The following is a 23,293-nucleotide window of genomic DNA, read 5'->3' on the forward strand; positions in this document are numbered from 1 at the left end:
TGGGGCTTATGAAGGTTTTAAAATTTCTGCCGGTTCTGGCTCTCCTGGCCGTTACAGCGTTTGCGGCCGACGATGAGTGCTTGAGATGTCATGGGCAAACGGCCGCTGCAAAAGAAAGCGGTGCGCCTACGGTGATGATCGAAGCTCTGGCCGGATCTATTCACTCCGGCTTGGGGTGCAACGACTGCCACAATGTGAACCCAAATATCAAACATGTCGGCACCGCCGATATTCTCTGCGGTAAATGTCACCTCGAGGCGGCCGAGGGGTATGCCAGGTCACCTCACGTCAAAGGAAGAGAAGTCAGCCTCGAAGATATTCCGACATGTATCACCTGTCACGGCGGGCACGAGATTCTCGCCACAGATAACCCCGAATCGGTCACCAACCACCGCAACTCCGTAAAGATTTGCATCAAGTGTCACGAGGATGAATCTTTGCGTGCGAAATTCGATATCCTTCCGGAACCGCAGATGATCAAGGCTTATGAAAATTCCGTGCACGGCAGAGCTTTGATGGTTGAAGGCAACATGGATGCACCGGCCTGTGTGGACTGCCATGGCAGCCACAGCTTTATGCCATCCGATGACCCGGAAAGCCCCGTTTTCAAGACGCATATATCGGGTACCTGCGGTGCGTGTCACGCCGAAATCGCCGGCGAGTATAACAGTTCGGTGCACGGCGCTGCCTTGGCCGAAGGTATCCTCGAATCCCCAACCTGCACCGATTGTCACGGTGAACATGATATCAAGGCGCATCTTGATCCCGACTCCAGGGTCTATACGACTAACGTGCCCAAAACCTGTTCGGACTGCCACACCTCGGAGAAAGTCGTGGGGAAATTCGGTCTCAAACCGGATCGTATCGCCACCTTCAACGAGTCCTATCACGGCGTGGCGATAGAACTTGGCGCGACAAATTTCGCCAATTGCGCTTCGTGCCACGGCGTGCACAACATATACCCGCAGTCCGACCCACGCTCGTTGATAAACGCCGCCAACATTGAACAAACCTGCGGCCGATGCCACGATGACCTGCCCGCCGATTTCGCCAAAGGGACGGTCCACACCTCTGCGAGCGATAAATCATCGGGCGGCAAGTTTTATGTCCGAAAATTCTACATCTGGTTTATATCCATTCTTATCCTGGGATTTATAATATACCGCATACTTGAGTACAAGCGCCGGGTGAAGAGAGTGCAGTAATGTTGCGTATGAGGAGAATCAAAGTGAGACCGTGGTCGATGATTGTCGGCCTATTGGCGGCAGGATTACTGACGGGCCAGGCTGTGGCGCTGGAAAATTGCATGATATGCCACGGCAAGAAAGATCATCACAAGATAGAAGCCTCCGGCAAGAGAGTATCTCTGTATGTTGATGAAACGACCATTGAAAAATCTGTCCATGCCTCGCGCAAGTGCACCGACTGCCATGTCGACATAACTGAGATTCCGCATCAACCGGCCCAGAAAGTGAATTGCCGGCGTTGTCACTATTCCGGAAACCCGGTAGGCGCCCCGCAGGGGGAACTGTATGATCAGTACGAACATTCGGTGCACGGACTGGAGGTTGCCAGGGGTAACCCGAAAGCTCCCGTATGTCAGGACTGCCACGGCGGACATGATGTTATCTCGCATTTGATTCCGGAGTCCGGATTCTATCGAGAGAATATACCCAGGACCTGCGGAACATGCCATATCGACACATACGCCACCTATCGCGAGTCCGTGCACGGTATGGCCCTTGACAGCGGCAATGTCGATGCTCCGGTGTGCACCTCCTGCCACGGCGAGCACAATATCGAGCGACCCGAACTGCCGGAATCGAAAGTGTCTCCGATACATGTGACCGAAACCTGTTCGGAGTGTCATGGCCCCAAGGGAGTCGTGGCCAAATACGGAATCAAGACTGATCGTACCGCGACATTCGAGGAGTCGTTTCACGGCGTGGCTCAATTGATGGAGAATATGATGGTTGCCAACTGTGCCTCGTGCCACGGCTATCACGATATTCGCGCGGAGGATGACCCCAAGTCCTCAATCTATCCGGCCAATATACCGAAAACATGCGGCAAGCCGGATTGTCATCCCGAAGCCAATGCCAATTTCGCGTCGGGTAAAATTCATGTCGACCCCACCAGTGAAGAGTCGGGCCTGTTGTATTACATATCAAGAGGATTTCTGGTTCTGACTGTCTCGGTTCTGGCCGGACTATTCATTTACATAATCATGGATCTGGTCCGACGTGCCAGGGCCGCGCGCGGAAAGAGATAGAGACGCGATGGAAGACAACAAGAAGCTGGCACAACAGCAAAGAGATAATCTCATCTCAGAGCTTTCGGATAATATCCTCAAGACGGCAAAGACTATTGTCAGGCCGGAAGATGGTGACAGAAAAGTAGGCGAGATCGCCGCCGAAATTCGTCAGCGGCTCAGTTTTGAGGCCAACGTCCTTCTTAACGAGGCTGTCACCCGTCTGAGCCCCGCCCGCCTGTACAAGGAGATAACCGATGCCCCGCAGCGCACTTTCCAGCGCTTCGGCAAAAATTTCCGCTTTCAGCACGCGCTGATGTTTATCTCCGTGATAATCCTGATAATCACGGGCATGCCGCTCAAGTTCCCCACGCTGGGGATATCTAAGTTTATCGTCGTTGACGTATTCGGTGGATTGGAAAACTCCACCCTGATTCATCGTATCGGGGCCGTGGGGCTGATTTTCGTCGGTGTCTGGCACCTCGGCTATATAACAATTTCGAGATTTGGTCGACGTGATTTCCTTTTGATGATCCCTCGCCCGGGAGACATCAAGGACTTTTTCCATACTCTGATGTTCTTCGTCGGTCGCCGCTCCAGTGGTCCGAAGTTCGGACGGTTCTCGTTCATTGAGAAATTCGACTACTGGGCTGTCTACTGGGGTATGGTTATCATGATCGGCTCCGGTATCATCATGTGGTTCAAGGAGTGGTTCCCCAAATACCTGTATGACATCGGTCGCGAGGCACACTCCGACGAGGGTTTGCTCGCCACTTTGGCCATCGTTATATGGCATTTTTACAACGTGCATTTCAATCCCGATGTATTTCCAATGAGCTGGGTCTGGTGGCACGGCAATCTGACCGAGGACGAGATGAAGCATCACCACCCGCTGGAGTACGCCGAGATTATCGAGGCCGAGTCGAAGCGGATAATCGAGCAGCAGGAAAAACTCGAACAGGCCGGGAGTGACGAAAAATGATAGGCTTTTTCAAGGAACTGTGGTCCATTCTGGTCAGGCACGGCAAGGGACTTACCATTTTCATAAGCGCCTGCGTGGTCGTTATCGTTGCCGCCCTCCTGTTCTTTTCATACGAAACTACACAGTCTTCATTCTGCGATTCCTGTCATTATATGGACCCCTACGTGAGACACTGGCAAGCTTCATCGCATGCCGGTGTGGACTGCGTGGCGTGCCACGACTATGGCGCTCTGGATCTGGCGGTCTCAACCTTCAAATACTGGACCAACACCTATGACAGCCGACCGAAAGCCGTCGTTCCCGATGAGAACTGTCTTTCTTCGGATTGCCACGACCACGAGACGCTCGATGTCGCTCAGCAATTCAGAAAAGGGATCACTTTTCAGCACAATGTTCACCTTGGCAAGGAACTTCGCGGTGGAAAACTCCGATGCACCTCCTGCCACAACCAGATCGTTCAATACGATGACGAGGTTCAGGGGCACATGGCTGTCAACGATAAGAGTTGCTTTGTGTGCCATTTCAAAGATGCCGGTATGGGGGAAGCGATAACGGGCTGTAATTCGTGCCATGGAATGCCGGAAAAACAGGTAGAACATGCCGGTTTTGTGTTCGACCACGAACCATATCTGAAGCTTGGCGTGGAATGCAAACAGTGTCACGTCCAGATTGTCAAGGGAGATGGTTCCGTGGCGGAGTCGAAGTGCTACTCATGTCATGTGGAAAGGTCGCCTCAACAGATTTCACGAGCGCAGCTTCATGATATTCACGTCACCGAGCAGGGGATCGATTGTTATAAGTGTCATTCCGATATAGAGCACGGCAATTTCCGCATGGCTAGCGCCCTCGAGATTGAATGCGAAAGCTGTCATCTGAGACAGCACAATGCGCCCAAGCAGATGTACATGGGTATCGGCGGTAAAGACAGTGTCGATATGCCCAGTGAGATGTTTACAGCGCAGGTGTCCTGTACCGGCTGTCACACTCACGTTACTCCGGAAGGCGAGATACTGGCCCACCAGGAGAAAAAAGAAGCCTCCCGCAAATCGTGTGTCACCTGTCATGGTGAGGGGTATGACCTGATGTTCGATAACTGGTTGGAAGGCAGCAAGAAAGTGCTGGCGGAATACGCTGAGTTCCTCTCCTCCGCCCGCTCGGACTACAATAACGCCGGTGGCGGCAAAAGTGCCAGACAAAAAGCGCGAGTTGCTCTGGACAAATCGCAGGAAAACTATAACTTTGTACGTGAGGGGCACATACCGCATAATATCCGGTATGCCCTCTACCTGCTTAATAGCAGCACCGATGATTTTGAAACGGCGATGAAGCAGATAAATAAAGGCTACTCGGCTCCCAGCCGTGGAGCAAGCCTGAGGGCCGAGAACACGTGCCTTACTTTCTGTCACGGGAAGTCACTAAATCCCGAGTGGGTCATGTACGACCAGCGCGAACTGCCGCACCGGATGCATGTGGCGGAGTTCGGACTCGGTTGTGAAAGCTGTCATTCCGTGACCGAACATGGCAAGACAAAAATCGAGCAATCGGTTTGCGCCGATTGCCATTAATAAATAAATAGTGCCAGTATGGCACCGAAATAAGAGGAGTCAATAAATGAAGGTGTTAAGACTGATTGTTGCGGGCGCGCTGATTTTGTGCTCGTTTGGCATCAGTGCCCACGCCCAAGACGACAACGAGACCTGCCTCTCGTGCCATGCTGACAACGAACTGACAGGACTTGATCATAAAGGCATAGAAATATCCATGTACGTGACCGAAGCATCCATCGATTCTTCGGTTCACGCCGGTATGGGATGTGTCGACTGCCACACCGACCTGATAGACTTCGAAGACTATCCACACGCGGAAGAACTCCAGAAAGTGGACTGCTCTTCCAATTGTCACACCGAAGAGGGCGGCATCTACGCGGCCTCGGCTCACGGTGAAGCACTCGACAACCCCAACGCTCCGACCTGCGCCTCCTGCCACGGTAACCACAACATCATGTCGCACTTGAGCCCGAACGCTCCGACCTCGGCCAAGAACCTGCCTTACACCTGTTCCAATTGCCATCGCAGACAGGTTCTTACCGATGATCCCGATGTTAAGATCGTGGATTCCTTCGATCGCTATATGCGCGGAATTCATGCCGAAGGCATCCAGAAGGGAATCGGCTCGGCGGCTTCTTGCGATGACTGCCACGGTATTCATAATCTAAAGAAGGCCTCGGATCAGACTTCCATGGTTAACAAGATGAACATTCCAAGAACCTGTTCCAAGTGCCACAACGACATCTACATTCAGTACAATCGGGGTATCCACGGTAAGGCTCTCGCGGCAGGTATCCTCGACAGCCCCAACTGCGCCGACTGCCACGGAGAGCACGAGATTCTGCAGATCAACGATCCGAAATCACCGGTCAACGCGGCCAACCTGTCTGACTATGTTTGCGGCAAGTGCCACAACGATCCGGTTATCGTTGAGAAGTTCGGTCTGGGCAATGACCGCTTTACATCATACCAGGATTCATATCACGGTCTGGCCATTCGGGGCGGCTCAATCAAAGTCGCCAATTGCGCCTCCTGCCACAAAGCGCATGACATATTGCCGTCCACCAATCCCGCTTCTTCGATTCATCCCAATAATCTTACGGAAACCTGTCAAAGATGTCACGTCGGCGCCACCTACGCTTTCGCCAGCAGTTACACGCATAGAACCGCCTACGCGCAGTTCAACGAGCTCGATTCGATCGTGAAATGGATTTATATTGTCGCCATCGTTTTTATTATTGGCGCCATGATGACCCATAACCTGATTATTCTGGCCCGCTTCCTGATTGAGAAAAGTCGCTACAACAAGCAACAACCGCAGGTGCAACGATTCACAGGAAGTATGGTGTACCAGCATATGGTTGTCACGGTCTCATTTATCGCGCTGGTCATCACCGGCTTTGCCCTAAGATATCCCGACGCCTGGTGGGTATCTATTCTCAACTTCTTTGGTATTTTCGAAAGTGCCCGCTCCGTAATCCATCGTGTAGCTGCCATATTGCTGCTTTACATCTCCTTGCACCATGCCCTCTTTTTGTTTTTGACAAAGCGCGGACGCTTCCAGTTCAAGGCCCTGCTGCCGGAGAAGAAAGACATCACCGATATCTTCTTGAACCTTAAGTACCACATGGGACTTGCCGAGCAGAAACCTAAATTCGGATTTTACGATTACACCATGAAAGCGGAGTACTGGGCCCTCGTGTGGGGTACGTTCGTAATGGCCTTCACCGGTTTCGTGCTGTGGTTCCCGACTTTCTTCACATCCTTTTTGCCGCCATGGGTTGTAAAAATATCCGAGACCATTCACTTCTATGAAGCCTGGCTGGCGACTCTGGCTATAGCTGTCTTCCACTTCTTCTTCGTGGTCTTCCACCCGGAACAATACCCGATGTCGTTTACCTGGCTGACCGGAAAGATGACTGTCAGCGAAGTACAGCATCATCACCCGGCCTGGTACGAGCAGCTTAAGGCTGAGGAAAAGATCAGTGAAGGGACTGAGGCTGATACCAAAACCGAAAAGACCATCGGCTGAGAAACACTGACTTAAGAATCAAAAAGCGGCTCTCCCGGATTACCGGAAGAGCCGCTTCTGTTATTTGCGGCTAAGCGAATCAGTTATCACCAGGGCCCGGTATCAGCGAGTCCTCATACAACGTATCGGTCGTTTCGAAAGAGTCATCATCGTAAGTACTGTCCTTCAAGAAATTAATCCGGATGGGCTGCATTACGATCTGCTCGGTGTAGCCGTCACGAACGATCTCGTACGTAGCACCTCCGCGCCTTTCCATACCTTCGAGAGTATACTCGACCAGCGTCTTGAAATTTCGCACCATGCGACCATCAACCCGACGGATGACATCATCCGGCTTCAAACCACAGGCGTAACCCAGCCGGTAAACATCAACTTTCTCAACCACCAGGTTGCCGCTGCCGTTGTTTCTGGCCGTGAAGCCGAGCTGACCTTTCAGAGGGAGGTCCTCGATGTATGGCCTTGGCCCCTCATTGGCAACGGTTTTTACCGGTCGAGGGGGGCGAGTGGCCATCACCAGATCCGAGTTTTCCGGCTCACTCAAAACCCAGTCAGCCAGCGTCCGCTTGGGCGACAGCAGCCAGCTATCCAGGAAATATCGCTCAAAGACTTCTTTTCCGGGAAACCTCTCCCTCCAGAACGTTGATCGATAGGCGGCATAGGTAGAGTCTATCCCGATTATGTTCTGGCAAGTGTTGACAGCCAGAAGCATCGCCAGGTTATCCCGGCGATATGGTCCCGGATTCATCAGGCGGTGAGAGACAATCGGGTGGTAGATGCCGTCTTCCGGCTGATATGCTTGTGCCAGCATGCGCTTCGCCAGTTGAAACACGAGATTGAGGATCTGACGGCTGCCCTCAGGGGCCGCTTCGATAAGCCCACCGCTTTGAAGGCCGCCGATCGGGATAATCAGCGGATCCGAAGAACCGATGGTGGGAAAGTAGCGGACCAGGTAGATGTCAAATTCGCTTTCATGCCACTGTATCCCCGAGAATTCCCTCAGGATGTGCAAAACAGTGTCTCCCTGCTGCTGCCAGAAGGCCATCAGCGAACTGTCATTTTGCGAGACCCAGCGCATATCACCTGTCACCGAGTGGGTTCGGTAGAACCTCGGGTAGAGATTCTCCTGAAGGGATACGGCATGATCGTTGACGCGTACCTTGGGGATGAAGTTACTGTAATTGAAAATTGAATAATACGTATCCTGTCCTGCCGAAGAACCGGTCAACAGCAGGAGAATAATAGAAACCAGCGACAAATTTTTCATGGGATTAAAAGTAACACCCAATTTGTCCCTGTGGCAAGTAAAACTATGTTAGTGGTTGTGGCTGCGATGGCGCCACGGCCTCGGGAGCAACCGCCCCCGGCTCAACCAGCTCAAAGTAAAACAGTGTATAGAGATTCTCGTAGAAAACGCCGACCAGTCCACCGAGTACGATTGTAATCGGCAATCCCGCCAGAATTCCTATTAACAACGCCGCCAAAGGCGACATATCCGCCATCAGTCCAATCGCGGCGAACGGCATCCCGAATATCGCCCAGACCATCGCCAATCCGATCGCCAGAGCTATAGCGAATGCAATCGATATCAAGAACATAAGAGCCATTTTTCCAATGTGCCGCTTAAATAAAATGTATGCTTCCTCCAGAGCGCTGGTGATAGACGTGTTTCTGACCACCACGACTCTTTCGGCAACATTGAATACCGAAGCGAAGAAAAAGACGCCGAAGAGAAAGGCCGGGATCAAGGCCAGCAACGACAGGACTCCCAGCGCTACGTGAATGGCGAACGCCACGATACCGATGATAACCAGCACGAAAACCAGGGCCAGAAAGCTCAGCACCGCGATTATCAAAAGTATGAAAAGGCGCAAGAAGTAATCCAGCCCGGTCGAAAAGGCGTCACTAAAACGATAGAGTCCCCCTCGCTGAATCTTGTTCGTTGAGTCAATGATTGCCCCGCGCGCCAGAATGTTCAGCACCATGAATATGACTGCCATACCAAGTATGGCCAGAACGAACATTCCCAGAAGTTCCGTCGGGAAGTGAAAATTCTGCAGATCGCTCGGAAAATACGGATCCATATTCATCTTCTTGCCGGTATTAATATAGAAGTTGGAGTAGCCGCTGCCGGCGAAGACTCCGAAGATCCAAAGCGATTTGTATTTCCAGGCAATCTCGAATGAGCGGTTGATTATCTTGCCGTAATCCATCATACCTCCCTGCGTTTGAAAATAGTACCTTCTCAATGGAAGGATATTCGGTTTCAAACCACAAAAACAACCTCAATTTAGCACATTTTCCTTTTCCACAGAGGCTTGCCAGGATTATTTTGGCTTAGTGACACACACACAGGACCGATTAAGGAAGGCCGAATGACATTTTTGAGATACTACCTGATGCTTGTGCTCATCGCCGTTTCGATTATCATCGGCTGCGGCCAAGAAGATAAAGACGGCGCCAGGTCGGACACGCGGGATACCTTGGGCACAGCCGCCGCAACCGACAGTATCGTGTTCGAAATGCCGGGGGCCGATTCGGTTACCGTGTTCGAACTGCTGCGACAGTCACATGAAGTCCAGTTTGTTCAAACCGCAGCCGGCGTCTTCGTAAAGAGCATCGACTCAATTGAAAACAGTGCCACTCATTTCTGGATCTACTCTGTCGATGACACGGTGGCTATGGTGGCGGCCGATGATTATATCACCTCCGACAGTGATATCGTCAGATGGCATTACCGCAAAATGAGCCCTTGAGCCGGTGTTTTCAGCCCCAATTATAGCTGGATTTTTAACCGGCGCACCTTATATTTCCTGCTATGTCCAACGGCACAATGCAAAAGATCGAACGGGGTGAGTTTTTCCTCCTCGCCGGACCCTGCGTAATAGAATCCCGGGAAATTTGTTTTGAAATCGCCGATAAGGTCAAGTCTCTCTGCGAGAAAGCGGGCCTGCCTTATGTTTTCAAGGCATCCTACCAAAAGGCTAATCGCCTTTCGGCGACCTCATTCACGGGTCCGGGCATGGAGACTGGTCTCGAAATTCTCGGCGAGTTGAAAAGCCGGTTTGATCTTCCGATACTCACCGACATCCATGAAACCGATCAAATCCCGGAAGCAGCCCGGGTTGCTGACATCCTCCAAATTCCAGCCTTCCTAAGCCGCCAGACCGACCTGGTGAGGCAAGCCGGGCAGACCGGCAAATGGGTCAACATCAAAAAAGGGCAGTTTCTGGCCCCCGAAGACATGGCCAAAATAGCTGAAAAGGCCGAGTCGAAAAAAGTAATGCTCACCGAGCGCGGCACTACCTTCGGATACCGCAACCTCGTTGTCGATTTCCGCTCTCTGATGATAATGAAAGAGACCGGCTATCCGGTCGTTTTCGACGCTACCCACTCGCTGCAGCTTCCGGGTGGAGGCGGCGGTGTTTCCACCGGCCAGCCGGAATATATCATCCCGATGGCCAAGGCCGCCGCCGCGATTGGTATCGATGGTCTCTTCGTTGAGACTCACCCGAAACCGGCCGAGGCCCTGTCCGATGCCAGCGCCATGTTGCCGCTGGACAAAATGGAAGAGCTGCTGAATTCCGTCTTGAAAATCAGAAAGGCACGTTAACAGACCATGCCAAAACTCACCCTCGAGCAGCTCAAGGAAAAGCTGAGAAGGATAAAATTGCTGGCTCTTGATGTCGATGGTGTCCTGACCGACGACAGCCTGTTTTTCGGCCCCGATGGATTCGAGCTGAAGCGGTTTAATATATCCGATGGTCTCTATATAGTTCTGGCGATGCGCAGCGGACTCGAGATCGCTATCGTGTCAGGAAGATATTCACCGGCCACTGATACCCGCATGAAAGACCTCGGTGTGAAACACATTCTTCAGGGAATGAAGGATAAAGTCGAGATGATAACGCCGCTGGTTAAGGAGCTTGACCTTACGTTCGATGACATCGCTTTTGTCGGCAATGAGATCCTTGATATCAAACTGGCAAAGCTGGCTTCGGTCGGAATCGCCGTTGCCGACTCCAGTCCGGATATGCTTGATGCCGCCGATTTTGTCACCGAAAAAAATGGTGGCGAAGGAGCCGTGCGGGAGGTCATCGAATACTATTTTGAGGCGAATAATATCGATCCCAAGGAGTTTTTGATATGAACGAGTGGAGGGATGTCGCAAGGGAGGTCATTCGCACCGAAGCCGAAGCGGTAGCCTCGCTGGCCGAACGCCTCAACGGAAATTTCGACCGCGCTGTCGAGGCAATTCTCAAGTGCCAGGGGAGAGTCATTGTCGCCGGAATGGGTAAGTCCGGCCTTATCGGCAAGAAAATCGCCGCGACCTTTAACTCCACCGGTATCGCCTCTTTCTTTTTGCACCCGGCTGAAGCTATGCACGGCGACCTGGGTCTGATTCGCCAGGAAGACATCCTGATGCCTATATCCAAATCGGGTGTTCTCGAAGAAATGGAATTGCTCATAGCCGCCGCCCGAAGACTCGATATTACTGTCATCGCCCTGTGCGGCACGGTGGACTCGGAACTCTACCGGCGAGCCGATATTCCGCTGGATTGCTCGGTGGTTCGTGAGGCCTGCCCCAATAATCTCGTCCCTACCTCGTCATCGACGGCGGCAATGGTGATGGGCGACGCTCTCGCGGTCGCTCTGCTTCAAGCCCGAAACTTCGGAGCCTCCGACTTCGCCAGCCTGCATCCGGGCGGTTTTCTCGGTAAACGTCTTTTGAAAAAAGTCGGCGAGCTGCACCACACCGGTGAACAGTTGCCTCTGGTGCCATCCACCGCCTCGATGAAAGAGATGATTTTCGAAATGACCGGTAAACGCCTCGGTTGTGTCGTGATGCGCGATGACAACGGCAAGGTTGGCGGGATTTTCACCGATGGCGACCTGAGAAGGTTGGCGGAAAAAACCGATGACTTCTTCCGGCTTAAAGCCGCTGATGTTATGATCAAAAACCCGAAGTCGGTCTTTGTCGATGCCGTACTGGATACCGCCCTGGCTATCATGGAGAAACACTCGATAACACAGCTTCCGACTGTCAACCGCGATGGCACCCTGGCGGGCATAATCCATCTCCACGATATCCTCAAGTCCAAACTGGTTTGAACGCGGCTTTTAAAAGCCGGGAAATCCGTCTACTGTTATGAACTGGCGAAAGAAGTTAAAGCGCGATGCTGTCTATGCTCTTACGCTAACCCTGTTCTGGCTTTTCAATATCATCCCGCGTTCCACCGCCCTGTTTCTGGGAGCTATGACAGGCCTGGCAGCCTGGGCTGTTCTTGCTAAAGAACGCCACAAAACCCTGCGTCACCTCGGGCTGGTCTTCAATTCTGAGTTGGCACCAACCCGGCGGTATAACATCGGTCGTCAGTTCTTCATTAATAGCGGCAAGAATTTGGCCGATGTTATCCGGTTCAAAAAACACTATCACCGGCAGCTCAGACCGATTGTCGAAGTGGAGGGTCTTGAACATTTCGACAATGCCTATCGCCGCGGCAAAGGTTTGGTCGGTGTCACCGGGCATATTGGTAATTTTGAGCTTCTCGCTGTTCACATCGCCAATCTCGGCTACGATATCGCCGTCATCGGGCGTGAGATGTACGACCCCCGTCTCGATCAACTTCTCGTACAGAACCGTCAGGCTCTCGGTCTGACTAATATTGCTACCACCGAATCGCCCCGGACATTTCTCAAGTGGTTGGGCGATGGCAAGGCTGTCGGTGTCCTTATCGACAACGACTCCTTCAGGGTCCGCAGCATCCATGTTCCTGCCTTTGGTCGGCTGGCCAATACCCCCGTCGGCCAGACAATAATGGCCCTTCGGACCGGCGCCGCTATTTTGCCGATGGCGTGCCTCAGAACCAACGACGACCGCTACAAAATCGTCATAAAACCAGAAGTTTTCGCGGACCCTACTCTGACGGGAGATCAAGCAATTTACGATGTTACTGCTAAGTGTACCAAAGAGTTAGAGGAAATCATCCGGACTTTTCCGGACCAATGGGCCTTCAATCACAACCGCTGGCGCACCAGACCAAAAAATACCCCTTGACATTTAGGGGAAATGTTAGACATTAAGCGCCGATAATTCTATAAATACTTGGTAAACAATGATGAGATTGTCAAAAATACATATTCTTGTGGTGCTTCTGGCCGCTTTGATTCTGACCGGGTGTAGCAATGATAGCGGAAAGACATCTAACGTCGCCAGTGCCGAAGACAGCCTGACCAGGCCCGATTCTGAAGTTTCCGGCGCGAAGATTTACCTGTACGACCGTGGCCAGGTGACCAGCGCTATCGTGTCCGAAAAGATCATAAAGTTTGAGGAAATAGATTCCACCATGGCCTACCAACTCGATATCGACATTTTCGATTCCACCGGCCATGTGTCAACCCAGGTGGTCGGGGACTCCGGTATTATTCGGGAGAATAGAGGAGTCATCAATATTTACGGCAATGTTGTTGTTATCACCGATGATAGCACCAAACTCGAGACCGAATATCTCTGGTGGGATTCCAATACCGACCGAATCAAAACCGACGCGTTTGTGCGCATTACAAGGGGAGAGGATATCATAACCGGTTGGGGGCTCGATGCCGACAATCGACTCAAAGATTTCAAGATTCTTTCCCAGGTCTCCGGAACTATAGAAGACCCTGAAAAACTTCAGGAGTAGCTCCTCACGAGGGCGGCCCTAAAAGCCGCCAAAGCACCTCACCATCCTATAAAAGGGTGTTTCTTTTCGACATAGTTGAATTTCGCAATCCGGCTGTTTATATTCCGGCCGAGTAAACCAGAGAATCTGTCGGACGAGATGAACCGATTTTTCGACTTCACATCCAAACAACTCAAATTTTTGGCGCTTCTTGCTGCCACGGCTCTGGTCATGGGCGGATATCTGCTTATAAAAGCCTATGCCAATCAGCCCCCGCAGTCGCTTTCGTTCGAGGTTATTATTGGTGAAGACCAGCAGAAGTTTACCGGCATTTTTGTCCTGGATCCCAATGATGCCCCCGCCGATTCGCTGGAACTGCTTCCGGGCATTGGCAAGGTACTAGCCGACCGAATAATAGCCTACCGGCAGCACAACCGGTTCGAAAAAGAGATCGATATCACCGAGGTGAACGGAATCGGTCCCAAGCTCTATGAGCGTATTAAACCATACCTCCGGGTGAAAAAGTATTGAGTGAGTCGCAAATCAAAATAGGGGTCGATTTCCGCGGCGATCTGTTCTATGTCGCCCGTGTGGATTACAGCGGCGGACGCCCGGAAGTCAAGGCCCTCTTTCGCCTGGAAAAGCAACACCTCGGTCAACATCACCTGCTCGAAGGCGGACAGTTGATACTATCGGTGCCCGACTCCGAGATAATTCTCAAACGTCTGAATCTTAATGGAAGTGCCGGTGATATCGAGACGCGTGCCCGCTTCGAACTGGTTCACACTCTAATGGAAGACGAAGATCGGTTCTATTTCGATATTATTCCCACCGGTAAAGAATCGGCGTATCTGGGTTTGATCCTTCGCAAAGAGCGCCTGGAGAGTTTTCTCGATAAGCTCCTCGACCAGCGGCGGAGCTTCTTCGCACAGAGCGGATACCGGACGAGGGCGGCCGCGCTGGCCGATGGCTACATAAACTTTTGCCGCTTAACCGGCGGCGATTTGATCTGCCTTGCCGACTTCATGGGCCAGTCGGCTTCGATGGCTTTCGTTTACCGCAACAAGATTATCGATTTGACGCACATGTCGCTCAAACGCTTCGATTTGACCACAACCGCCGGAGTCGGCAAAATGTGCGTGGAACTGAAAACCCTCGTTAATTTCAAAGTCGCAGCCTTGTTCAACGAGGGTATCAGTACGCCACTTTCGGCAATGTTGCTCTCCGGTGACACTGTTACCGAACAGGACTCTCAAATCATGAAACGGTACTTCCCTGTCGAAATTATCACCCCCACCGTAAACAGCGGCTTTTTCAACGGTCAGGCTGACCTGACCGATGTACCTCTCGAGAAATATATTGTAGCCCTCGGGCTGGCCGCCAATTAAGGTTGCCATCGGGGATTTTGTTTTATATCTTTACCAACCGTAACAACATAACTTTTCGAAACTGGAGCGATGTGGCTGCCAAGAATAAAAAAAGCCTCGCCATTTATCCCGGGACATTCGACCCCGTAACCAACGGACACATGTCTCTGATAGAGAGGGCTACTCATTTGTTTGACGAGGTAATCGTGGCCGTTTCGATGAGCGCCGGCAAAAACACCTTTTTTGATTTCGAAGAACGCATTCAGATGATCACCGCCGCTGTCGAAAAAGAAGGCCACGGTAGTGTCAGAGTGATCGGATTCGAGGGTCTTCTCGCCGACCTGGCAAAACAGATGAATGCTTCGGCGATTATCCGCGGCCTGCGAGCCTTATCCGACTTTGAGTATGAGTTTCAGATGGCCCTCATGAACCGTAAACTGGCCCGCGAAATCGAAACTGTCTTTCTCATGCCGGCCCTGTCGTGGGTTTACCTGTCATCGACCATCGTCAAAGATGTAGCCAAAAACGGCGGTGACGTCAAAGACCTCGTGCCTCCGGTGGTGAAAAGAGCGCTTTTGAAAAAACTCGGCCTCAACAACAGAAAACGCTGACCGACCTCAGCTTCCGGACAATACTATATGACAGATCAAAACCAAAAAGACGATAATCAGCAAACGCCGCAGATGCCGCTGGCGGATCTGATTAAAATACGACGCGATAAAATCGCCGAACTCAAAGCTAAAAACATTTCCGCCTACCCCTACCGCTATGAACGCACCCATGCGATTGCGGATGCGCTGAAGGACTTCGATGAATATGCGGCAAATGGAACCACTATCCGCGTTGCCGGAAGAATGATGCTCAAGCGCAAGATGGGTAAATCTTTCTTTGCCCACATGCAGGACAGCTCCGATAGAATTCAGATATATCTGAAGCTCGACATAGTCGGCCAGGACCAGTTCGATCTGTTCAACAGTCTCGATCTCGGCGACATTATCGGTTGCGAGGGAACCCTGTTTGTCACCAAGACGGGGGAGAGAACTCTAAGAGTAACATCCTTTGAGCTTCTTACCAAAGCGCTTCACCCTCTCCCGGACAAACATTCCGGCCTCACCGACAAAGAAACGCGCTATCGACGCCGCTACGCCGACTTGATTGTCAATCCGGAAGTCCGCGATGTATTCGTGAAGCGTTCGCAAATTATTCAGGCCATTCGCGATTACCTGAACCTGCAGGGATTTCTTGAAGTCGAAACGCCAATTCTCCAGCCCATCTATGGCGGCGGTAACGCCCGTCCGTTCATGACCCACTACATGCGCCTTGATCGCGACATGTATCTTCGCATCGCCGACGAGCTCTATCTCAAACGCCTGATAATCGGCGGTTACGAAAAAGTCTGGGAATTCTGCAAAGATTTCCGCAACGAGGGCATGGACCGCCTCCACAACCCCGAATTCAGTATGATAGAATTATACTGGGCCTACGCCGACTACAAGGATATGGCGGCCATGTTCGAGCAGATGCTTCGCGATGTCGTCTTCAAGATTCACGGCAAGTACAAGATTCCGTATGGCGACAATGAAATCGACTTCGAACCTCCCTTCCGATGGGTGACCATGCTCGGCTCTATCAAAGAGGCTACGGGGGTGGATCTGTCTGAGATGTCATACGAGGACGCCAAGAAAGCCGCGAAGGGTCTGGGTGTTGATGGCGATGAACTGATTAACTGGGGTAAGGTGGTCGAGGCGGTGTGGGAAGCCAAAGTCGAACCGACTTTGATGCAGCCTACCTTTATCGCCGATTTCCCGGTAGAGATTTCACCGCTCGCCAAGAAGCACCGCGAGAATCCGCGCCTGACCGAACGGTTCGAATTGTTTATAGCCACCAACGAGATGGGCAACGCCTTCAGCGAACTCAACGATCCTGTTGACCAACTTCAGAGATTCATGCAGCAGGGCAAAGCGCTTGCGGCTGGTGATGAAGAGGCTCAGCCTCTTGATGATGATTTTATCACCGCGCTGGCGTACGGAATGCCGCCGACAGCCGGATTGGGATTCGGGATTGACCGCTTGATCATGCTGCTGACCAACCAGCATTCGATTCGCGATGTTTTGTTTTTCCCGGCCATGAAAGAATTGGGCGACGGTTCCGTGCCGGTCTCGCAGATACTCTCCAAAATAATAGCGGACGAAGAGAAGTAGGCTCGGCCTCTTTTCAATTCGTCCGCGAAATTTAGGTCGGCTCAAACCCGTCTGAGTACCTATCCTTGAGCTTTCTCCTGCTCTTTGCGGAGTTTCTTAAGGCGTTTTTCGAGTTGCTTGCAGAAATCTCTCGATATCTGTCTGTAAGCATTATCTCCGGACTCCAACCCACTACTCACTGTAGCCCGAAAATTACCGCCAAACACGGTAAGACCTGTGGAGTTGTCCACCAGCCGCATAGTCATCACGCAGTCGGCATTACCCAAACCAAATCCTACAAAAAACCTCACGACCCCACTGCCTTTTTTATATTCCAAAAAACTCCCGCGTATCTCATAGTCTGGTATCAGCGTGTCTTCTGACAGCAGGTTGATGATGTCATACTTTTCTATTTCCTCCGTTAGGCATTCTTTGAATTTGGCAACGTCCTCGATAGTGGGTTTATCGCCTTCCGCAGTATTGATAGGCAGTTCATCGGCAAATGCGCCTATCTTACATGTTCGGTCGGGACTTATCCAATCCTCAAGGTCATGTGTGATAGCATACCGATTGGTGCAGCCCGTCGACAGGATTGCCGTGATCATCGCTGCTATGATGCATGATTTCTTTAAGGCACTCATTTGATTCACCCTCAGAATTTGCGGAACATTATTTCAGCAGCAGGACCATTCCAAACTGAATATCAAAGTGATAGGCTAAATTCATTTCATCGTAGACGTAATACACGTCGCTTTGGTCCCCGTTTCCAAGCCACAAGATGTCAAGACAAGCGCCTAAGTTGAAACCCAGGTCTTGATCGATCAAAAAGTCCAACCCGGCCCCCATGGTAGTGATAAACTTGGTTTCAGTAGACTCAATTCGAGTGGTAAGGTTATATAAGGGATTGGATGCAAGGTAAGTTTGATCGGCCTCCAACTTGCTCGTGACGCCACCGAACCCCCCGTAAACATAGTAGAGTACGCTCGGCTCGTCACGATTGAATGCCCCGTAAAATTGGGCTGAGAGCGAATATTTCCAGGTCGAAATGTTGTAGTCGTCCAATAGGTAAAAATCCACGTAGTTATCAGTAACCAAATACGCCAGACCGTCTTCCGGTCTTATCCCTGCGTAGGAGATCGACGCCCGAAAGGCGGTATTGTGAGTAAAAGGTACGATTATATTACCGTCAAAACCGAAACCGGACTGAAATCCTTCATAGTAATCTCCCAGTGGGAAACAGTAATTGCCTCCCCAGCTAAATCCTATTTTGTAAAGTTTTCGGCGCGCTTCTCTGTGTACGTCAGAGTCCGCGGATTTCCATGTTTCCCCGCCACGCTGCCGGTAATGGTCGCCTACTACTGACTCGGTGACGTCCTCGCCGTTGGAATCTACGATTACCGTGACATCCGTGAAGCTAACCACCTTTTTCTTATTTTCAAATTTGAAACTGATAGTCTTGAGCCGACGATCCACGGTGTAGGACACATTTTCATAAACAGTGCTGTCTTTGAGCGTAATCGTGCCCTTTTCGGTTGTATAGGCGCTTACCGGTGGCGAGTATAAAGCAACTACTAGTATGCCGAACAAGACTGTCGGCCGGAGATATCCAAGGAACTGCTTCATCATCTCCCCTTTCACGATTAACTTTGAATTAACTCTGATTCGCTTGAATATAGAGAAAGAGGTCCAGCAAAGCAAACGGTTTCGCCAGGCTTCGGATCGGGCCGGGTAACCATGTGAAAAATCCCACAAACCCGCTTGCGGCCAAACGCCAATTTGCTATATTCTCACAATAAAATACTGCGAAATTAAGCCACAAAATTTCGGGAGAAAATATGGAATATCGCGTAGAAACCGACACTATGGGCGAAATAAAGGTCCCCGCGGACAAGTACTATGGCGCCCAAACAGCCCGCTCGCTGATGAATTTCCGCATCGGCGGCGAACGCATGCCCCGCGAACTCATCAGGGCCTTCGGTATCCTTAAAAAAGCCGCCGCTCAGGTCAATATGCAGCTCGGCACCCTGCCCAAGGAAAAGGGCGACCTGATTGTCAAGGCCGCCGATGAAGTCATCGAAGGCAAACTCGATGACCATTTCCCGCTCGTAATCTGGCAGACCGGCTCCGGAACCCAGACCAATATGAATGTCAACGAGGTAGTCGCCAACCGGGCGATTGAAATGGCCGGCGGACAACTCGGCTCCAAAAAGCCGGTTCACCCCAACGACGATGTCAACAAGGCGCAGTCGTCCAACGACACTTTCCCGACCGCGATGCACATCGCGGCGGTCGAAGAAATCCACCGCCGTTTGATTCCGATGGTCACCCAGCTTCGTGATACTCTGGACAAAAAGTCCAAGGATTTCAAAGATATCATCAAAATCGGTCGCACCCACTTGATGGATGCTGTCCCGCTCACGCTGGGGCAGGAGTTCTCCGGCTATGTTGAGGCCCTTTCGCTTGGACTGGTTAGAATCAACGAGTGTCTGCAGAGGCTGTACCCGCTGGCCCTCGGTGGCACCGCTGTCGGCACCGGCCTGAACACTCATCCGGAGTTCGCCGTCAAATCAGCCGCCCAGATAGCCAAATTGACCGGTAAGAAATTCGTAACGGCCCCGAACAAGTTCGAGGCTCTGGCGGCTCACGATGCTATTGTCGAGGCCTCCGGCGTCATGAAAACCCTGGCCTGCTCGCTGATGAAGATGGCCAACGATGTTCGCTGGCTGGCCAGCGGCCCCCGTTGCGGTATCGGCGAAATCGCTATCCCCGAAAACGAACCGGGATCGTCAATCATGCCCGGCAAAGTCAACCCGACTCAGCCCGAAGCGATGACGATGGTGTGCGCTCAGGTTATCGGCAACGATGTTGCCGTGAACATCGGTGGGGCATCGGGCAATTTCGAACTGAACGTATTCAAGCCGGTCATGATCTATAACCTGCTCCAGTCGATCCGCCTCATTGCCGATGCTTGCGAGATGTTCAACGAGAACTGCGCGGTGGGTATCGAGCCCAATAAAGCCAATATCAAGAGATTCCTCGATAACTCCCTGATGCTGGTCACGGCTCTAAACCCGCACGTCGGCTATGACAACGCGGCGAAGATTGCCAAGAAGGCTCACGCCGATGGTTCCACTCTTAAGGAAGCCGCGGTGGCTCTGGGTCTTTTGACTGAAAAAGAGTTCGATGAGAAAGTCAGGCCGGAAAAGATGATCGGCCCTAAATAAACGGTCGATTATCGGGCATAATTTAAGGGCGGAGTGTCCTTCTCCGCCCTTAGCATAAAACACATGGAGTCTATTCAGGCTTCCGTCACCCCCTGCGACGGAAGTCTTTCACCCTATAAACGTCACTTACCCGAATAAAGTTGGCAATTTCTGTCTTTTATTTTATTCCGTCCCAAAAAATCCCACCGATTGTCATCTTCCGCCGCTCGGTATCTGCTGATCACCCAACTAAAGCTATTAGTTGAATAACCGCCGCGATAAGGCTATATTCAACCCCATGCAAACAGCCTTGCACATATTATCACTGGTGTCGGAATTGAAACACGAGGTCGAAGGCGGTAGGATTGTATCAACCGAATTTTACCGCAAAGAACGCGCGGCCTATTTTATCATCAAAAACAAACAGCGTCTGGCCCTGAGCTTTGTTTATCATCCGGTGAAATGGGGTACTTATCTGATTCCGGCTTCAAGGATAAATCTCGAAACCCGCGAAAAACCATATCCGATTTTCGATATCGAGGGCGCCGTGGTCGCCGGTGTCGAACAGCGAGGTCTTGACCGTATATTCCACCTTACCCTGGAAAAGGACAAAAAGACGTATCGTCTGTTGTTCGAGGCCATTGGCCCCAACGGAAACGTGTGGCTTCTGGACAAACACGACATTAAGCTCGCGACTCTCCGCAAGAAAGAATTTCAGGCAGGGGATAAGTACGAGCCGTTTTCACCGCCCGAAAGACTCGACCCGGCAAAAGTTACGGCTGAACAACTCGAAAATCTGGCCGGCGAGCACCCCGGCGTGCCGCCATCAATCCTTGTCGAACGCTATGTTCAGGGTTTCAGCGATACTCTCGCCCGCGAAATAACCTCTCGTGCGGGACTCGACAATGCAGGCGCGGACCAGCTCGACCCGACATCACTGGAAACCCTCGCCAAAACAATACGGGACCTGAGCATCGCTTTCGAAAGGTTCGACACCGGTTATCTCTACACTGTGCGCGGCAAGCACGAGGCCTACCCGTTCAAGTTATCATCGAGCGATCAACAACCCCAGAAACTCAAATCCCTCTCGCTGGCGGTCATGTCCGCATGTGAGATGCGTCAGACCGTAACCGAGCAGGAAGACGAAGAAAAGATTGTAGGTGGCGCCGTTAAGCGCGCTATCAAGCGTCTCGAAAAGAAACTTGTCAATATTGAAAAGGATATCTCCGAAGCATCCAACTACGAGCAGTACAAGAAACTCGGCGAACTGCTCAAGATAAATTTCGATTCTGTGAAAAAAGGTATGACCGCTATCGAGGTAAATGATATTTACACGGACTCCGGCGAGACGATTACCATTGACCTCGACCCGGCTCTGTCTCCGAACGAAAACGCCGAAGCTTATTTCAAGCGCTACCGGAAGGGCCGCGAAGGCCTCGAACTTCTCGAACGCCGGCTCAAAATAACAGGGGAGGAGCTTGTAGAGCTAAGGGATATCGAGGCAGAGCTCGATCGCGATTTCGATTCAGCTCGAAGCCGCTATGAACAGGAAATCGCTTCGCTGCTGCCGAAAGAGGCGTCAAAGACCGAGATCGCTCCAAGGTTGCCGTATCGTGAATTTACGCTCTCGACCGGATTGAGGATATTTGTCGGACGCGATGGAGCCGATAACGATCGCACCACTTTCGAGTTCGCCCGACCATACGAACTGTGGTTTCACACCCAGCAGTGCGCGGGGTCACATGTTGTGATGAAATTCCCGAATAAAAGTTTTGAGCCGTCGAAAAAGGAGATCGAAGAAACCGCCGCGATTGCGGCTTATTTCAGCAAGGCTCGCAAAGACTCACTGGTGCCGGTGCTTTACACACCGCGAAAATATGTCCGCAAGCCACGCAAGGCCAAGCCGGGGTTGGTAACTGTGGAACGGGAGAAGTCCGTGATGGTCGAGCCGGCCAAACCATCGGACGAGTAATATCAGAAAAGCAAACCCAGCTTGAAACCAATATTATACTGAGTGCTGTTAACTTCATGATAGATGTTGGACACACTCAGGCCGGTGTCATCGAAATCCGGCGTCGCGCCATCATCACCATACCATGTCTGCGTTTGATAGCCGGTAGCGTGGAGGGTCATGTAATCGGCAAAGATATCGAGATATGGCACCAGCGGCGCCCGAAGACTTGAGAACTTGAAACGGGCTCGCAGCGATCCCTCAAAACCGGCGCCGTCGCCGTCGGCAGTACTCTCCTTGTTGCGCAAGATGTGATCATCATAATCATCGAACCACACCGGCGTGAAAGCGGTCTTGAGCTTCAGGGTCATTCCCGACGGAAACTCAGTCGAGGTCAACAGGCCAATCTGTGGCTGTTTGTAGGTCACTTCATAGTAGCCTACCGGCCCGCTGCCGGATTGCGTATACGTCTCGCTGCTGTACACGAAATTCACCGTGTCGAGAATACGGTACCAACCCTCGTAGCCGTAGATATCCTGTTTGATATTCTGATACCTGAATCCACCGAGAGCCGATACCCGTAATTTACCCAGGGTCAGGAGCCTGCGGGTGACCTCGATATTGAACCGAAGCGAACTCATGGTCGCATCGGACTCGGTATAACTAAACTTGGTCTCTTCCCACAAGCTCGTCGCGGAATCCCAGTCGGAGTCGGTTACAGCGCCACCCGGATCGTTAACCGTCGTGTAAACTCCCGTCTCAACCGACCAGAGTGTTTTGTCCAGCACAGGCTCCATAAGAATACTGCCACCGATGAAAATAACATCCATAGGAAACTCCAGAAGACTTTTGACTTCGTAGATTATCGGGTTGCCGAAATCATCCACAGCGATTTCACCGAACTCATCAAGAATGTAACTTCTGAATTTCAAAATATACTCCGTCTCACCGAAGCTGTGCCCGATAGTCGGAGCCAGCGAAACCTGAATTTTTTTCTCAGCGTGCGCCAATTGAAAGACACAGAGGACAAAAACGGCCAACAGGATAATCCGCTTTTTCATTATATTCTCCGGAGTTTGATATTTCGTAACTGTTCAAATGATTGCAATCTGGTTGTTATG

General features: G+C 51.6%; 22 protein-coding genes. 17 read left to right on the forward strand and 5 right to left on the reverse strand.

What is annotated here, in order from left to right; all coding sequences use genetic code 11:
- The first annotated feature begins 8 nt into the window (after window positions 1-8).
- From AB1483_02670 to AB1483_02690, 5 genes are read left to right on the forward strand one after another with little or no spacing between them, the layout of a single operon-like run.
- On the forward strand, window positions 9-1,205 hold the full coding sequence (locus AB1483_02670; GenBank protein ID MEW6411359.1) for a cytochrome c3 family protein: 1,197 nt from the start codon (window positions 9-11) through the stop codon (window positions 1,203-1,205).
- Window positions 1,206-1,228: 23 nt separating this feature from the next.
- Window positions 1,229-2,272 (forward strand): hypothetical protein, encoded by a 1,044-nt coding sequence (locus AB1483_02675; GenBank protein MEW6411360.1) that lies wholly within the window; start codon window positions 1,229-1,231, stop codon window positions 2,270-2,272.
- A gap of 7 nt (window positions 2,273-2,279) precedes the next feature.
- Window positions 2,280-3,233, forward strand: coding sequence for a cytochrome b/b6 domain-containing protein (locus AB1483_02680; GenBank protein MEW6411361.1), 954 nt, complete (start codon window positions 2,280-2,282; stop codon window positions 3,231-3,233).
- Window positions 3,230-4,798, forward strand: a complete 1,569-nt coding sequence (locus tag AB1483_02685; GenBank protein ID MEW6411362.1) for a cytochrome c3 family protein — start codon at window positions 3,230-3,232, stop codon at window positions 4,796-4,798. The genes AB1483_02680 and AB1483_02685 overlap by 4 nt, the downstream gene beginning before the upstream one ends.
- Window positions 4,799-4,844: 46 nt before the next feature.
- On the forward strand, window positions 4,845-6,812 hold the full coding sequence (locus tag AB1483_02690) for a cytochrome b/b6 domain-containing protein (GenBank protein MEW6411363.1): 1,968 nt from the start codon (window positions 4,845-4,847) through the stop codon (window positions 6,810-6,812).
- A gap of 79 nt (window positions 6,813-6,891) precedes the next feature.
- On the opposite strand, the gene AB1483_02695 is transcribed toward AB1483_02690, so the two are convergent.
- Window positions 6,892-8,076: a hypothetical protein gene (locus AB1483_02695; protein MEW6411364.1), complete on the reverse strand. Its 1,185-nt coding sequence runs from the start codon at window positions 8,074-8,076 to the stop codon at window positions 6,892-6,894.
- Window positions 8,077-8,119: 43 nt separating this feature from the next.
- Window positions 8,120-9,025, reverse strand: coding sequence for a hypothetical protein (locus AB1483_02700; GenBank protein ID MEW6411365.1), 906 nt, complete (start codon window positions 9,023-9,025; stop codon window positions 8,120-8,122).
- Window positions 9,026-9,184: 159 nt separating this feature from the next.
- On the opposite strand from AB1483_02700, the gene AB1483_02705 reads away from it, so the two are divergent.
- The 10 genes from AB1483_02705 to lysS all read left to right on the forward strand — a co-directional run bounded on the left by AB1483_02705 (window position 9,185) and on the right by lysS (window position 17,039).
- Window positions 9,185-9,565, forward strand: coding sequence for a DUF4430 domain-containing protein (locus AB1483_02705; protein MEW6411366.1), 381 nt, complete (start codon window positions 9,185-9,187; stop codon window positions 9,563-9,565).
- Window positions 9,566-9,627: 62 nt separating this feature from the next.
- The gene (kdsA, locus tag AB1483_02710) at window positions 9,628-10,422 is read left to right on the forward strand and encodes a 3-deoxy-8-phosphooctulonate synthase (GenBank protein ID MEW6411367.1); all 795 of its coding nucleotides are present in this window, start codon (window positions 9,628-9,630) and stop codon (window positions 10,420-10,422) included.
- A gap of 6 nt (window positions 10,423-10,428) precedes the next feature.
- A complete protein-coding gene (locus tag AB1483_02715) occupies window positions 10,429-10,959 on the forward strand; it encodes an HAD hydrolase family protein (GenBank protein ID MEW6411368.1) in 531 nt (176 codons plus the stop codon).
- Window positions 10,956-11,921, forward strand: a complete 966-nt coding sequence (locus tag AB1483_02720) for a KpsF/GutQ family sugar-phosphate isomerase (protein ID MEW6411369.1) — start codon at window positions 10,956-10,958, stop codon at window positions 11,919-11,921. Before AB1483_02715 ends, AB1483_02720 begins: the two co-directional genes overlap by 4 nt.
- Window positions 11,922-11,958: 37 nt before the next feature.
- Window positions 11,959-12,867, forward strand: coding sequence for a hypothetical protein (locus tag AB1483_02725; protein MEW6411370.1), 909 nt, complete (start codon window positions 11,959-11,961; stop codon window positions 12,865-12,867).
- A 58-nt stretch (window positions 12,868-12,925) separates the two neighbouring features.
- Window positions 12,926-13,492 carry an LPS export ABC transporter periplasmic protein LptC gene (gene lptC, locus AB1483_02730; GenBank protein MEW6411371.1) on the forward strand — a complete coding sequence of 189 codons (567 nt, stop codon included), beginning with the start codon at window positions 12,926-12,928 and terminating at the stop codon, window positions 13,490-13,492.
- A gap of 138 nt (window positions 13,493-13,630) precedes the next feature.
- Window positions 13,631-14,002, forward strand: a complete 372-nt coding sequence (locus AB1483_02735; GenBank protein MEW6411372.1) for a helix-hairpin-helix domain-containing protein — start codon at window positions 13,631-13,633, stop codon at window positions 14,000-14,002.
- A complete protein-coding gene (locus AB1483_02740) occupies window positions 13,999-14,859 on the forward strand; it encodes a hypothetical protein (protein MEW6411373.1) in 861 nt (286 codons plus the stop codon). The genes AB1483_02735 and AB1483_02740 overlap by 4 nt, the downstream gene beginning before the upstream one ends.
- Before the next feature lie 71 nt (window positions 14,860-14,930).
- Entirely contained in the window at window positions 14,931-15,449 is a 519-nt protein-coding gene (coaD, locus tag AB1483_02745) for a pantetheine-phosphate adenylyltransferase (protein MEW6411374.1), read from the forward strand.
- Window positions 15,450-15,521: 72 nt separating this feature from the next.
- Window positions 15,522-17,039 (forward strand): lysine--tRNA ligase, encoded by a 1,518-nt coding sequence (lysS, locus tag AB1483_02750; protein MEW6411375.1) that lies wholly within the window; start codon window positions 15,522-15,524, stop codon window positions 17,037-17,039.
- Between the two features lie 59 nt (window positions 17,040-17,098).
- On the opposite strand, the gene AB1483_02755 is transcribed toward lysS, so the two are convergent.
- Together AB1483_02755 and AB1483_02760 are read right to left on the reverse strand one after the other, a co-directional pair.
- Window positions 17,099-17,659: a DUF4410 domain-containing protein gene (locus AB1483_02755; protein MEW6411376.1), complete on the reverse strand. Its 561-nt coding sequence runs from the start codon at window positions 17,657-17,659 to the stop codon at window positions 17,099-17,101.
- Window positions 17,660-17,687: 28 nt separating this feature from the next.
- Complete coding sequence (locus tag AB1483_02760; protein ID MEW6411377.1) at window positions 17,688-18,644, reverse strand: hypothetical protein; 957 nt, start codon at window positions 18,642-18,644, stop codon at window positions 17,688-17,690.
- A gap of 209 nt (window positions 18,645-18,853) precedes the next feature.
- On the opposite strand from AB1483_02760, the gene fumC reads away from it, so the two are divergent.
- Window positions 18,854-20,242 carry a class II fumarate hydratase gene (gene fumC, locus AB1483_02765; GenBank protein MEW6411378.1) on the forward strand — a complete coding sequence of 463 codons (1,389 nt, stop codon included), beginning with the start codon at window positions 18,854-18,856 and terminating at the stop codon, window positions 20,240-20,242.
- A 289-nt stretch (window positions 20,243-20,531) separates the two neighbouring features.
- On the forward strand, window positions 20,532-22,193 hold the full coding sequence (locus AB1483_02770; GenBank protein MEW6411379.1) for an NFACT family protein: 1,662 nt from the start codon (window positions 20,532-20,534) through the stop codon (window positions 22,191-22,193).
- Window positions 22,194-22,195: 2 nt separating this feature from the next.
- Here the strand turns inward: AB1483_02770 and AB1483_02775 are convergent, their stop codons facing one another.
- On the reverse strand, window positions 22,196-23,233 hold the full coding sequence (locus AB1483_02775; protein MEW6411380.1) for a hypothetical protein: 1,038 nt from the start codon (window positions 23,231-23,233) through the stop codon (window positions 22,196-22,198).
- Between the last annotated feature and the right edge of the window lie 60 nt (window positions 23,234-23,293).

It is taken from the genome of Candidatus Zixiibacteriota bacterium, assembly GCA_040756055.1.
Classification (GTDB): domain Bacteria; phylum Zixibacteria; class MSB-5A5; order GN15; family FEB-12.